This is a genomic window from Labrys sp. KB_33_2 (genome assembly GCF_052114505.1).
GTDB lineage: Bacteria > Pseudomonadota > Alphaproteobacteria > Rhizobiales > Labraceae > Labrys.
Genome location: NZ_JBFREW010000020.1, coordinates 92109 through 104234, shown reverse-complemented (window position 1 = coordinate 104234; position 12126 = coordinate 92109). Strand labels below are relative to the sequence as shown.

The following is a 12126-nucleotide window of genomic DNA, read 5'->3' as shown; positions in this document are numbered from 1 at the left end:
TCACCCCAAGCTCGCAATGAAACTGTCGACATTTCCGCTGGCGGCTTCCGGATTACGGGCCATCAGCGTGAAGGCGTTGAAGGTGGCGATCAGCGGGTCGATCTTGGCCTTGCCTGCCGTCTCTTTGGTGATCAGGACGGCATTGCCCTTCTGTTCGACCTTTGCGTTTGCCACGCACCAGGTCATGAGATCCTGGCCGCAATGCCAGAGCGTGCCATCCTTGAGCTTACGCTCCATGCCCCACACGGCCGACGACAGTCGGAAGCCCTGACTGACAGCGACAACCGGCCCGCCATGTTCGGCCGTGTGAACGCCGCGCGCAGCCAATTCGTCGACCATCGCCGCGACGCCGAACGGGTCGAACCCGACCCCGTTCGCCTCTGGAAGAAGGCCCGACTGCTGCAGGCGCTCGATCACGTCTGCGACTTCGAGGATATCCTGCGTGGCATGCTCGCAGAGCGTGAAGGTTCCCTCTTTTTCGAGGTCCCTCAGCTTCGGCACGATTTCCTCACGCAGCTCGTAAATCTCGCTATGGCCCCATGCATGGTTCCACAGCAGCCAATCGCGCGTTTCGCGATCGCGGCCTATGACTGCGAGGCCGAGGAGATCGTCGAGGCCGCCACCGTCGATGCCGGCGACAACTACCTCGCTTCGGGCAAGAAGATCGTCGAGGGTCAACCCCTCGATCGCAGCGCCCAGCCAGTAATCGACGCCGCGCCAGCGGTCTCCATGTTGGCCAATGCCGATCTCGACATTGAAGTGCTGAGAGGCCAGAAGCGCGAGCTTCTCTGCCCCACCGGTCTTAGCTTTGGTCAACTCGTCGCGAAGAAAGGCCTCATCAACCGAGCGGTTGAGATTCGGATTGACCAGTCCCCAGGTCTTCGGATCCTGCCAACCACCATCCTTGCTGAGCCCCACTGGCAACTCATAGAGAACGGCGAGAAGAGGCAGATCGAGAACGCCGGCCCGCACTTGGCGGGCGATCGAGAGCTCATCCTTGAACACGCCCGAGGGCGGGTCTTTCGACTGCGTCGTGATCTGCAGCATGAACCCGTCGGGACGCGCGGCCAAGGAACCGCGGATCTCGACGAAGATGTCCGCCGCCTTCGACTTCTTGGCGAACACATGCGTTTCATCGATCAGGATATAGGTGGCCTTGGAGCCCGTAATCACGTCGGCGTCGGCGGCTTTGATCGCGATCACCGCCAGCGAGATCCGATGCGTGATCGTGCGCTGATGGGATTGGGGATGGAAGATCTTCGACAGTTCGGGATCGAGCCGGATAATGCCGGCCGCCTGCTTGAAGGCGATTTCGGCAATCTTCTTCGTCGGTGCGATCAGGAGAAGTTCAGCCTCCGGCCGCTTGTTCATGATGGCGGCCGTCACCATGAGAGCCGCCGCAATGCTCGATTTCCCGTTCTTCTTCGGGATCATCAAGAAGAATTCGCGGATCATCCGCCGCTGCGCGGCCTGGTCGTAAGAGCCGAACAGCGCGCGGACGAAGTCGAAGACCCATTTGCCGCAGGCCTCGCCATAGGTTGGCGTGCCGATGATGTCGGGAACGCGCAGACGCTTGAAGATGCGCAGCGCCTTCGACGCCTGATCTTCGAACAGAGGAAGATCCGGAATGAGTGGCAGGCCGGCGACGATCCGATCTTCCCAGTCCGGGCAGGCCGTGCGCCATGCCATCAGTTCAGCCTGAGATCGTCACCCCAGCCGGTATCCTGACCAGCCGTCTCGGCATCGAGCGCGGCCTGCTCCTTCTTGCCAAGCTTGGGGTCTTTCTTCTTCTGCTCCGGTTGCGGATGGTAGAACTGATGCTGGCCAAGCATCAGATCGTTGCGCTCCATCAGCTTTCGGAATTCCTTCAGGGCCGCCACGCTTCCGCCCATGGCCTTGGTCCAGAGGCGATCAGCCAGCGCGCCATCGAGGCGGGCGCGGGCATCCTCCCTCACCTTCAGCTCCCGAAAATAATTCTTGCGCAGCGTGGGCGCCGTGATGCCGAGAGCCTGGGCGATACGCTCAACGCTCCAGCCCATCGCCAGTAACATCATGACTTTGCTACGGTTTTTCTGCGTGGCGATATGCTGCGGGCGGCCCCGCTTGCCCCAGTTCTCAGGAATGGGGTCGCCAAGCAGATCGAAATTCTCTGCCACGAGAAAAAAATCTCCAAATGAGAGGGACGGCGGTACGGGGCCTGGCGGCCTTCCAGACTTTCGATACCCCCCCTGCCGCAGCGTCAGGGGGTCGGGTCCGAGTCGGCCGGCACCTCGCCGACCTCGACCGCGACGGGCGGATGCGCCTCGCCGAGGATGCGGAGGTGGACGGGCGCGCTTGCGTTGAGGCGGGCCAGCTCGTCGGGCATGGGGAACCAGGCCGAGACCATGGCGGGCGTGCGCTCGCCATTGACCGTGCAGTCGACCAGCTCATCGCGAAGCGGCAGGCCGATGTAACCTTGCGACTTCCCGATGATGCGGGTCGCGCCCTCTACCACGCCGACTATCATCAGAATGGCCTCGGGTACGTTGGCCACCGTGCATTTGCAGCGTCTGCCCGAGCACAGATCTCCCGATGCAGGGAGCCAAGAGGGAGGGCGTCGTGCACAGCATGGTCGATCCAGATCGGCGCCATCACACCGTCGAGGGCGCGCATGTAAGATTGGTGGCTGATTGTGACCACCTTCACACGGTCCATTATGTCGGGGCGGACAACACGCACCATGCGCTCGATGTACTGACGAGATGGTCCGCTGTGCGCGACGATCACGGCTCCGCGCTCGTCCAATGCACGTACCATTGCTAGCGTCTTGCCGGTGCGCCTCATAGCTGCCCTCTTGCCCTGGCCTTGCGTGCGGCTGCTGTCTTCGCCTGATGGCAGGGGAAGCAGAGCAGGCGCACATTGTTGCGATCTAGATCGGCGCCGCCATCGCGACGCTCGTGGATATGGTCGCCGATGATCCGATTGCCGGAGCGGCAGACCTGCCCGCTGGGCAGCACGGCCTCGCAGTAGGGGCCACGCTCGCGCTTGATCGACGCCACGAGGTCGCGCCACTCCTTCGTGAGATAGAAGCGCTCGGCGATCTTGGGCGGCGTGGAGAGGAGCGGAGGCGGCGAGCGAAGCGAGGGCTTCGGAGCTGTGAGCTTGGCCATACCTCTGGATATGAAAAAGCCCGGCAGCTTGCGCTCCGGGCCATAAACATCCATCGTGGTGAAGCGGCTATCCCATCACCTGGGGCCATAACACGCGGCATACGCACAGCGGTAGAGGGCTCATCCTGTATCGAGGGCTAACTCGCGGCCTTGAGTTTGTCAAGAGGTACCCGCGCGAAATACTCGCGTCCGAACAGCTCGATTGCGACAGCGACCTTGCCGCCCTCCTTGACGCTCTGCTTGTCAACGATCTTGCCCGGCAAGGCCCCGATGATCTGGACATGCTGGCCGGCAACGAAGACGGCTTCCTTGCCGATCAGCTGGTCGAACAGACCGGCATCCACAGCCATCATCACGTCCTCGACCTGCTCCGGCTGAAACACGGCGGGAGCGCCATCGCTGTAGAGGATCGCGTCGACACCCTCGACTTGGCGAATATCCCAACAGGACAGCGCGCCACGCATACCGATGAACAGATACCGCGGAAAGAGATCGCGCCAACTGCCGACCTTGACCTCCTCAGTGACGCGGCCCTTCGGCGTGAGTACACGCCGACGCTTCATCCGCTCCAGCCTGTATTGCGGCCGGAAGGTTGCGAAGCCTCGCCGCTCCAGCGAGACCTCAACCATCGTGCGCCGCTTGGCGTCAGCCGGATGATCATCGCCGTCCCGCAACGGGGCCAAGCCTCCACCGCCAACGGCGACATAGACAACGTGCCAGTGCGTTACAACCGGCTCGCTCATGCCGCGTCTCCCTGGTTTTGGCTCGCTTGCTTCGGCGGATAGAGCGTCGGGCCGAAATACCAGCCGAGGCAGCCATATTCGCGGGAATGCAGGGTCGGCAGGGTGCGGGCATCCTTGCCAAGGTACTTGGCCCAGAGATCCCAGACCTCGCTGTCGCGGCGGACGAACACCCGGCCGCCCGTCCGTTCCGAAGGCCGCTTCGCCGCGTTCAGGGCAACCGCCTCCCAGCGCCGCTCCTTGAGGTAGATCGCGATGCTGGGCCGCTTGCGACGCTCGGCGGCGACGGCCGAGACGAAGGCTGGCGCATGCCGTGCCGCCTGCTCGATCTCATCGGCAGACAAGGCCGCAAGCTCCAGCCGTCCCCGCTGGAGGCTCTCGGTCGGACCGGGATCGAAGATCTTCACAAGTTTCTGGAAAATGATTTCACGCTCGCGCGCTTCTTCTTCTTTCTTCCCTGGAGATTCTGAGTGGTGGTTCAACGTAGTGGGGGTGTCAGCAGTGACACCCCTAGGGGTGTCAGCAGTGACAGGGGTGGGTGTCAGGTTGACAGGGCTAGGGGTGTCAGGCTGACACCCCTCCTCAGATCCATTCTCGTGGCCCGTGGCGGGCTCCGGACGGAGAGGTCCGCGCCAGTCGAGATTGATCACGTAGGTGTTCGACTGCTGCCGGCCGCTTGCCGAAAAGCGCTTCTCCGTGGTGAGGGCACCAGCGTTGCACAATTGACGGAGCACGCGCCGAACCGTGCTTTCCGACAGATCCGAATCTGCGGCGATGGTAGGCAGTGACGGCCAGCAACGGCCGTTCTCGTCGGCATGATTGCCCAGAGCAGACAGGACGGCCTTGGCCTGCACGCCGATGCCACGAAGTTTTTTCATCGCCCATGCGATATGCTCGACACCCATCAGCCCGCCACCTTCCGGTAATAGGCCTCGACCCAGCTATCGAGGCCGGTGCCGGCCGTCAGCGCCTGGCGCAGCTCGACCATGATCGGCTCGGCTCGGATGATGTGGTGGAGCGCCGTGGTATGGTCGCGGGAGAGCATGCGCCCGATCTCGGCGACGGAGCGCAAGGTCAACTGCCGAGAGATGGCGTAGAAGGCCCGGCGCGGCTCCACCAGCTTTTGCGTCCGGCGCGTGGCGATGAGATCGTCGACCTCGACGCCCCAGCGCCGGGCCACCACGATGAGAATGGTCCTCAGCGGCGGCCTCGCTATGCTAGGAGCCTGCGTTTCGGCCGCCGCTTCCTCGCCCAGACGAAGGGCAAAGGCCCGCTCGCGCCGGTCGAGATCCCATTCACGCGCCGACAAGTCCCTGGCGCGCACGACAGAAGCGGCCTCGGCCCGCGCTACCTTCTCCTCCCGCTCTTCGACCGCATGCTCGCGCAGCACAAGGGCATCGAGGACAGGTTTCGGGATCGCTCCCCCAAGCATTAGACGATCACGAATGGCGCGGTAATCGGTGATTTTGATCTCAGATGGATCGATGGCGAGCGCAGTCATTCTGCCGGCTCCATAATTTTGGATTGTGAGGGAGTGACCGCTCTGGCTGGGCGGATCGCGCGGCAGAGGTGGCCGGCATAGACACCGACGGCCTTCCAATAGACGGCCATCGGCCCCTTGTTCTGGCGCCAACTCTTGTTGGCCCTCGCGCGGGCATCGACAGATAACTCGCGAAGAAGACGGGCGATCACCGCGCGATGTTCGGGCGGCAAGGTTTGCAGAACTTCGGCACTTGGCAGCGCCAGAACAGGATTACGCACATCACTGCGCAAGCTGCGGGAAACGCTCATTCCACCGCCTCCGTCATATCAAGAAGGAAAGTTGCGGCCGAGGCGCCGGAGGCGGCGAGCCGAGCTGCGAGAGTGCGGACCGCATAAGCAGCTTCCAGCGGCACAACGCCGTTGCCGAGCATGCGGAGCCGTTCGATGCGAGCATCGTCCAACCCGGAGGCCAACCCATCAGCCACTCGACGAAGTGAGGGTTCAAGCTCCGGCGCTCGGGCAAGGACCTCTCGCCAACCGTCGAGGTCTCCGGGCCCAGGAGGGAAGAGGCCAATTCCATCGTCCTGTTGTAGGAGCGACTGTTGCCCGGCTGGTGACTGTTGCCGAAGCTCAACGACGTCGGCGTCGGCCAGCGCAGCACTTGGTCCTCGATATTCCCCGAACCCCGCCGAGGCGTGATGTGTTTTGGATCGCCCAAGGCCCTCGCCATTTCCGAGCGTGGCGTTGCCCACTGAACCGCTTGCGCTGGCAAAGGCGTACCGCCCGATATGAAAACCTGGTTCGGTCCGCCCTTCTCTGCATCGGACGCACGAGGCGTCGACCAATTCGCCACCGCCGTCTCGATCCGCCCACCGGTTGGCGTGCCGGGTCGCGGGAGCGATTTCGTCGCCCCGTCTCCACACCTCATTGCCGGCCACCGCGAGGAGGAACAAGCGCTCGCGTTGATGGCTCGCGCCAACCTCTGCCGCCGTGAAGAGTCCAGCCTCAACCGCGAAGCCCAGTCGGCGAAGGTCTCGCCACACCCGCTCGGCGCCGCCCGAGGAGAGCATGCCGCCGACATTCTCGATGAGGGCGAACCAGGCGCCCGATTGCACAATGATGCGCCGCGCCGTGCTCCAGAGGTCGCGCTCGTCTTCCTCGCCGAGGCGCTTGCCGGCGAGGCTGTGAGGCTGGCACGGGATGCCGCCAATGACGCCATCCACGAGGCCGCGCCACTCTCGGCCGCGGAAGGTTCGGGCATCGCTCCACACAGGCGCTGGAGCCATGAGACCTTGGCGCATCGCTTCGACCAGGTGGGCGACGGCGAAGGCTTCCCTCTCCACCAGACAGACCGGGCGAGCACCTCGGCATGCCAGCTCCAATCCGAGATCGAGCCCGCCTCCTCCGGAACAGAGGGAAATGAAGTCGAGGCGCCGGGGATGAAGAGCCACATTCACGTCGCCCTCCCCCTAATCAAGTCCACTGTTGTCGTGATTATTCGATTAGGCCGGTTGATGCGGTGATATGGTGTTGAAATGTTTGGTGTAGTAACGCATGTTCCTGGACTATCCAGCCACCACACTTGCTTAGTGAGATAATTGTGTCCGACACTATTTCCGCCGACTGTCCCCGCTGTGGGGTTCGTTCTCTTTTGAAGATTACGAACGTATGGAACACCCCAAAGGAAGCCGTTTTTACGTGCGTTGCATGCAAAAGACCCGTAATAATGCGGATCTCGATGAGCCTTAAGAAGGAAGATCTCTATCAGTTCACTGCCCAGAACGGAATATTTAACGCAGATCCTGCTCCATTCGAGCTCTACGACACTTATTATCCTTCGCCACCAGCATCTTTGAGCAAGCGCGTCGAGGAAATATTCAGAGAAGCGTGTTCCTGTAGGGCGAAAGGCTTCGCCGAAGCGGCTGGCGCTATGTTTCGCAAGACAATCGATGTTGCAACGAAAGAAATATACGACACGGACGCTAGACTGACCGGAGTGAAACCAAATCAGGCAGCCCGGCAACGCATCAAGGAGATGGCGGCGGCGGGCGTGGTCGATGCGGAACTGGCCGATCTGGCGGACATTCAGTTGCTCGACGGGAACGATGCAGTTCACGACGTCGACCCCTACACCCCGTCTGAGGCAGAAGAGCTGGAAGGCCTTACAAGAGAGCTTCTTGAACGACTGTTTAGTCGCCCCGCTAGGTTGAAAGCGGTTCGCGATAAGCAAATTGCCGCCGGCACGCGCAAAACCTGACATCACGCCGCCTCCTGCCCAGCCGAGCCCCGCGCCTCGGCGTCGAGCACCGAGAATAGGTCCGGCATGGCCATCTCGCGCGCGGCCGCTTCCACATATTTGCAGCCGTCGAGGAAATAGCCGGGGTTCAGCTCGCTCGCGCTGCCCTGCCGGCCGAGCTTGATCGCGCGGAAAGGCACGGTCATCAGCCCGCCGAACGGGTCGAACACCATCTCGCCGGGCTCGGAGAACTGGGCGATGGTCCTGTCGACGATGTCGAACTGCAGCGGGCACAGATGCCCTTCCTTGCCCTTGCCGGCCTGGAGCGTGTTCATCGTCACCATGCGGGCGACATCGGTCCAGACATCGTCGTGCCAGGAGTGCGGCGGCATCAGCATGAAGCCGGAAGGCAGCTGTCCCTTGATCTCCAGCGTCTCGGCGATGCGCACGTGGTGCTCGAAATCATAGATCTCGGCGAGGTTCTCGCTGCGCCAGGTCTTGAACACCATGTCGGCGGCCAGCGGCACATATTCCTCCGGCTTCATCAGCCGGTTGCCGCTGGAGCGGCTGAAGGCATGGGCATCGAGCTGCCAGCGAGCGCGCGAATAGCCTTCCGGGTTCACCCAATGGCGGGCGAGGCCTTCGCCCTGCCATTCCTTCTTGGCCTTCGCCACGGGCTTGTCGGCATAGCCGTTCGACAGGTCGGAAGGCGGCTTACGGAACAGCAGCAGATATTCGGACATGCCCGGCCCCATGCGGGAGCCATCCTTGCATTGCTCGCTCCAGCCCAGCCGATAGGTCTGGTTGTTCTCCCGAACCACATCCGTGGTGATGACTTTGCGGCCGAGGAAGGCGAAGCCGTGCCGGCGGAAATGGGCGACGCATTCATCCGAGAACGGCTCCACCGTCTGGAAGCCGAGCCCGTTTACCCCGCCCGGCGTGATGCGATCCTTGACATGGATGGCCGCCACCCGCCCCGGCTGCAGGATGCGCAGGAGGTTCGGCACCAGATAGTCCATCTGCTGCCAGAAATGCGCATTGTCGTCGGTATGCCCGAAATCGGCATAGTTCGGCGTGTACTCGTATTGGTTGGAGAACGGGATCGAGGTCACGATCAGGGCGACACTGTCGGCCGGCATGCGGCCGGTCTCGTCGACGCAGTCATTGTTGACCAGGCGATAGCCCGGCCCCGCGACCTCGATCCTTTCCTTCACGCCGAGAGCGCGCGTCATCTCGGCCGCGAAGGCGGCCCGGTTCAGGCCATACTCGCGAATGATGGCGGTCATCTGTGCGACAAGCTCCTTGTGCTGGGCCCATTTCTGCTCCAGCGAGCGACGCACCTCGCGTTCGGCCTCGGTATAGATGAGGTCGATCCGCACCCGGTGCGTCTGCCCGAATCTCTGAATGCGATGAATGGCTTGGATGAAGTCGTTGAATTTGAAGCCGATGCCGAGGAACACGGCCCAGTGGCAATGGCGCTGGAAATTGCAGCCCGATCCGGCGATCACCGGCTTGGCGGCCAGCTCGGCGAATTTGCCGTCGGAAAATGCGATGATCGCCTGCTCCCGGTCGTCGAGGTCCTGCGTGCCGTAGACGGTGACGGCGGAGGGAATGGCCGCCTCGATCGCGTGCCGCTCGGCTTCCAGATCGTGCCAGATCAACCGATGCGCGTCGGGATCCTCGGCTCGGATCCGCATCAGCGCTGTGATGCGCGCCGGCAGGCTGTCCCGCTTTTCCCGGCTGGCGTCGACGATGCCGATCGCGGCATTGCGGAACATCCGGCCCTGCCCGTCCTTCTCGACACCGGCCGCCGTGTGGTCGGATGCGATCTCATGCCAGCGCAGATCCAGTTCCGGCAGGGCATAGCCCTCATCCGAAAAGCCGAGATCACTCGGCTTCTGGACGAACATTCCCCAGGTCGAGCACCACAGCCAGAACTCCCGCTCCTTGTGCGGGTGGATGGTGAGCGTGTCGGCCTTCTCCGAATTGCGCTTGAAGAAGCGCGTCTTCGCCTGGCCGACATCCATCACTTCGAGGAAGGCGGCATAGGCCAGCAGCTCGATGAACTCATTGGGCGAAGGCGTCGCCGTCGCCACGAACTTGTAGGCAACGCGCCCCTCGAACAGCCGCATGAATTCGCGGAAGGTCTTGCTGCCGCCAAAGCCCCTGAGGATCGAGGCCTCGTCGAGCGAGACGGCGACGAACAGGGCCGGGTCGAGCTTGCCGTCGCGCACAGTCTCGTAATTGGTGATGTTGATCGCGCCGGGGTCGATCTCCTCGGCCCGACGGATGAACTTGATTGTCACCGCATACTCGCCCCGGAAATAGAGGGCGGCATCGCGGATGAATTCCTGGCGCACGCCGAGCGGCAGCACGATCAGGGTCGGCCCGGCGACGCGCTTCATGATCAGGCGCAACACCTCGATCTGCGTCACCGTCTTGTGCAGGCCGAAGGCCATGAACATGGCGCGCCGGCCGCCCGCTACGGCCCATTGCACGATCGCCCGCGTGTGCGGCTTCAGCGCCGGGTTGATTTCCTCGAGCGGGACATCGAAGCCGAGCGGCGGCGCGATCACCGCCTTCGCCTCGAGGAAGGAGCGATAGGAGGCGGGCGCGTTCACATCCGCCTCCACCTGCGCAGGGCGCGATTGAGAGCGGCTTCAGCCTTCCAGAGGATGCAGAGCGCCAGGAAGACCGCGACCGGGAAGGCGAAGGGCAGCACGGTCAGGAACAGGAGATCGCGATCGCTCATGCCACGCCTCCCGCCACCAGGCGCAGCATCTTCGTCGCGGCGCGCTCGGCTTCGGCCCGGCTCGCGTGGATCTCGCTCTTTTCGTTCGGCGTGAACGCCACGCCGCCCGGGCTCGCCGGGGACATCGCCTCCAGGGTCTTCGTCACCAGCTTGTTGTTGGCGGCGGCGACTTCCATCACCGTGCCGACGAACTCGGCCGTGCCGGGCGGCGGCTCGGCTTCGTCGCCGATCGGCGACAGCACATGGCCGGTGAGCCCCGCCATGAAGCGGGTGAAGGCCGGCTCCTGATAGTGGAACTCCAGCTTGGCGACGGCCCAAAGCGGGATCAGGTCGGGATAGCTGTCGCCGCGCCAACGCGAGATCTGGCCGTCCGATACCTCCAGGACGGCCTTTACGCCGGCCGGGCCGCCTGAGGCCATCACCAGGGCCCGCGTCGCGGCCTTGTATTGTTCGAGCATGCCAACAGGCAAAACGGGATTGTCCACGAAAAACACTCCTGTGTTTTTTCGGTGCGAAAACAGACGGCTGGTGAGAAGGATTGAGGCGTCAGATCAACGGAGGCGCCCGGACATGGCGAAGACCAGACAGACGCGGATCGAACGGAATTTCTTCCGCATGTTCGATGCCGCCATGGCGAGGATCGAGGAGTCTAAGACGGAGCGGCCGCACGCTAAAGAAAAGCCGCGAGAATCCCGCGCATCCATGCCAATCAAGACCGAGGAACGCGAGAAATGATCTATGCAACCTGTTTTCGATTGGCTTTTTTCGACCTTCCAGCGCGCAGACTTTTTGGCGTTGACGGCACTCGCCATCAGTGGGTTCAGCCTTTATTTCAGTTGGCACGAACACCGACGCAAGCTGCGCAGCGAGGACCCTACGGTCTCCGCTCAGGTAGTCGCTGCGCCGGGGAGGATGTTTTTCCGGCTTCACATTACGATCCGGAACAACTGCCCTCACCCTCTCGGCGATTGCACGATCGAGGCCACAGCCCCAAAGGGCACGTTGATTGCCGACGACCCTGGGGCGTCCGCCTATCTCTTTCCGGGAATGGTCAGGAACGAACAGCCAAGCCGCTGGCAAGCTCGTTGGGAGTTGCCGGGGTTTCATCTTCCCTCTGCCGGAACGAGGGGCGGCAATGGCGCCCAGCTCGATATTACTCATCTTCATCTCCTGATCTCCGACCCATTCAGGGAAGCCGAGAGCGTAGAAATGAAGCCGTCGACAGCGACGCCATCTTGGCTCAGCGCCTGGACCCGGCGCAGATCGGCCGTCAATCTGTCGATTTCTCTCAATCTGGCGGTAATGTCACCGCAAAGACGCGCGTTCTCATGCCGCATCCGCAGGAGGATCAACAGGAGCGAGGTGACTGGAACGAGATAGGCCACGGCCACGATGATGTCGGTGTGCGTCATCAGGCGGCCCTCTCGGAAACGGAAAAGGCCACCGAGGCGGAGGCGGACGCCTCGGTGGCAGGTGCCTCCTGCGCGTCAACGACAGGGAGGGCGGAGGAACCAGAATGTCCGCGAAGCATATCGAGCTGAATGGCTAGGCAATCGCGGGCGCTTACCTTGCCGTTTGTGCCGGCCTCTATGTCGATCGCGAGATCAGTGCTCGCCGAGCGTTCTCCGCGAAGGACGCGGGAAATGGTGCTCGGCGAGCGACCAATCCGAAGCGCCAGCTTCGACGGCGTGTCGCCAGTCTCAAGAAAATATCTTTGGAGCACATTCATAGGCCATCTTGTGCCAAATAGTCACAAAGATTGCAAGT

General features: G+C 62.6%; 16 protein-coding genes. 1 reads left to right on the top strand and 15 read right to left on the bottom strand.

Annotated features, from left to right (window positions below):
- The 9 genes from AB4037_RS29195 to AB4037_RS29155 form a co-directional block, all read right to left on the bottom strand.
- Complete coding sequence (locus AB4037_RS29195) at positions 1 to 1689, bottom strand: terminase large subunit (protein WP_441773876.1); 1689 nt, start codon at positions 1687 to 1689, stop codon at positions 1 to 3.
- Positions 1689 to 2156, bottom strand: a complete 468-nt coding sequence (locus AB4037_RS29190) for a helix-turn-helix domain-containing protein (RefSeq protein WP_441773875.1) — start codon at positions 2154 to 2156, stop codon at positions 1689 to 1691. Before AB4037_RS29190 ends, AB4037_RS29195 begins: the two co-directional genes overlap by 1 nt.
- A gap of 83 nt (positions 2157 to 2239) precedes the next feature.
- Positions 2240 to 2533, bottom strand: coding sequence for a hypothetical protein (locus AB4037_RS29185; RefSeq protein WP_441773874.1), 294 nt, complete (start codon positions 2531 to 2533; stop codon positions 2240 to 2242).
- A gap of 286 nt (positions 2534 to 2819) precedes the next feature.
- Positions 2820 to 3149, bottom strand: a complete 330-nt coding sequence (locus AB4037_RS29180) for an HNH endonuclease (protein ID WP_441773873.1) — start codon at positions 3147 to 3149, stop codon at positions 2820 to 2822.
- 137 nt (positions 3150 to 3286) lie between these two features.
- Complete coding sequence (gene nusG, locus AB4037_RS29175) at positions 3287 to 3892, bottom strand: transcription termination/antitermination protein NusG (RefSeq protein ID WP_441773872.1); 606 nt, start codon at positions 3890 to 3892, stop codon at positions 3287 to 3289.
- Positions 3889 to 4794, bottom strand: a complete 906-nt coding sequence (locus tag AB4037_RS29170; RefSeq protein ID WP_441773871.1) for a helix-turn-helix domain-containing protein — start codon at positions 4792 to 4794, stop codon at positions 3889 to 3891. The genes nusG and AB4037_RS29170 overlap by 4 nt, the downstream gene beginning before the upstream one ends.
- Positions 4794 to 5390, bottom strand: coding sequence for a helix-turn-helix domain-containing protein (locus AB4037_RS29165; RefSeq protein WP_441773870.1), 597 nt, complete (start codon positions 5388 to 5390; stop codon positions 4794 to 4796). Before AB4037_RS29165 ends, AB4037_RS29170 begins: the two co-directional genes overlap by 1 nt.
- Entirely contained in the window at positions 5387 to 5680 is a 294-nt protein-coding gene (locus AB4037_RS29160; RefSeq protein ID WP_441773869.1) for a hypothetical protein, read from the bottom strand. The genes AB4037_RS29165 and AB4037_RS29160 overlap by 4 nt, the downstream gene beginning before the upstream one ends.
- The gene (locus AB4037_RS29155) at positions 5677 to 6828 is read right to left on the bottom strand and encodes a DNA cytosine methyltransferase (protein ID WP_441773868.1); all 1152 of its coding nucleotides are present in this window, start codon (positions 6826 to 6828) and stop codon (positions 5677 to 5679) included. Before AB4037_RS29155 ends, AB4037_RS29160 begins: the two co-directional genes overlap by 4 nt.
- A 281-nt stretch (positions 6829 to 7109) precedes the next feature.
- Here AB4037_RS29155 and AB4037_RS29150 point away from each other — a divergent pair, with 281 nt between their 5' ends.
- A complete protein-coding gene (locus tag AB4037_RS29150; protein WP_441773867.1) occupies positions 7110 to 7628 on the top strand; it encodes a DUF4145 domain-containing protein in 519 nt (172 codons plus the stop codon).
- Positions 7629 to 7630: 2 nt separating this feature from the next.
- Here the strand turns inward: AB4037_RS29150 and AB4037_RS29145 are convergent, their stop codons facing one another.
- The 6 genes from AB4037_RS29145 to AB4037_RS29120 all read right to left on the bottom strand — a co-directional run bounded on the left by AB4037_RS29145 (position 7631) and on the right by AB4037_RS29120 (position 12088).
- Positions 7631 to 10228, bottom strand: coding sequence for a DNA methyltransferase (locus AB4037_RS29145; RefSeq protein WP_441773866.1), 2598 nt, complete (start codon positions 10226 to 10228; stop codon positions 7631 to 7633).
- Positions 10225 to 10359, bottom strand: coding sequence for a hypothetical protein (locus AB4037_RS29140; RefSeq protein ID WP_441773865.1), 135 nt, complete (start codon positions 10357 to 10359; stop codon positions 10225 to 10227). Before AB4037_RS29140 ends, AB4037_RS29145 begins: the two co-directional genes overlap by 4 nt.
- On the bottom strand, positions 10356 to 10844 hold the full coding sequence (locus AB4037_RS29135; RefSeq protein ID WP_441773864.1) for a hypothetical protein: 489 nt from the start codon (positions 10842 to 10844) through the stop codon (positions 10356 to 10358). Before AB4037_RS29135 ends, AB4037_RS29140 begins: the two co-directional genes overlap by 4 nt.
- Positions 10845 to 10905: 61 nt before the next feature.
- The gene (locus AB4037_RS29130; protein ID WP_441773863.1) at positions 10906 to 11520 is read right to left on the bottom strand and encodes a hypothetical protein; all 615 of its coding nucleotides are present in this window, start codon (positions 11518 to 11520) and stop codon (positions 10906 to 10908) included.
- Between the two features lie 2 nt (positions 11521 to 11522).
- Complete coding sequence (locus AB4037_RS29125; RefSeq protein ID WP_441773862.1) at positions 11523 to 11771, bottom strand: hypothetical protein; 249 nt, start codon at positions 11769 to 11771, stop codon at positions 11523 to 11525.
- Positions 11771 to 12088 (bottom strand): helix-turn-helix domain-containing protein, encoded by a 318-nt coding sequence (locus AB4037_RS29120; protein ID WP_441773861.1) that lies wholly within the window; start codon positions 12086 to 12088, stop codon positions 11771 to 11773. The genes AB4037_RS29125 and AB4037_RS29120 overlap by 1 nt, the downstream gene beginning before the upstream one ends.
- Positions 12089 to 12126 lie beyond the last annotated feature (38 nt).

Excerpts from the sequence above, each read along its gene's own strand:
- AB4037_RS29160 (WP_441773869.1), bottom strand. The coding sequence starts at position 5,680 with ATGAGCGTTTCCCGCAGCTTGCGCAGTGATGTGCGTAATCCTGTTCTG.
- AB4037_RS29130 (WP_441773863.1), bottom strand. The coding sequence starts at position 11,520 with ATGAGTAATATCGAGCTGGGCGCCATTGCCGCCCCTCGTTCCGGCAGA.
- AB4037_RS29165 (WP_441773870.1), bottom strand. The coding sequence starts at position 5,390 with ATGACTGCGCTCGCCATCGATCCATCTGAGATCAAAATCACCGATTAC.
- AB4037_RS29140 (WP_441773865.1), bottom strand. The coding sequence starts at position 10,359 with ATGAGCGATCGCGATCTCCTGTTCCTGACCGTGCTGCCCTTCGCCTTC.
- nusG (WP_441773872.1), bottom strand. The coding sequence starts at position 3,892 with ATGAGCGAGCCGGTTGTAACGCACTGGCACGTTGTCTATGTCGCCGTT.
- AB4037_RS29180 (WP_441773873.1), bottom strand. The coding sequence starts at position 3,149 with ATGGCCAAGCTCACAGCTCCGAAGCCCTCGCTTCGCTCGCCGCCTCCG.
- AB4037_RS29170 (WP_441773871.1), bottom strand. The coding sequence starts at position 4,794 with ATGGGTGTCGAGCATATCGCATGGGCGATGAAAAAACTTCGTGGCATC.
- AB4037_RS29125 (WP_441773862.1), bottom strand. The coding sequence starts at position 11,771 with ATGACGCACACCGACATCATCGTGGCCGTGGCCTATCTCGTTCCAGTC.
- AB4037_RS29120 (WP_441773861.1), bottom strand. The coding sequence starts at position 12,088 with ATGAATGTGCTCCAAAGATATTTTCTTGAGACTGGCGACACGCCGTCG.
- AB4037_RS29150 (WP_441773867.1), top strand. The coding sequence starts at position 7,110 with ATGAGCCTTAAGAAGGAAGATCTCTATCAGTTCACTGCCCAGAACGGA.
- AB4037_RS29195 (WP_441773876.1), bottom strand. The coding sequence starts at position 1,689 with ATGGCATGGCGCACGGCCTGCCCGGACTGGGAAGATCGGATCGTCGCC.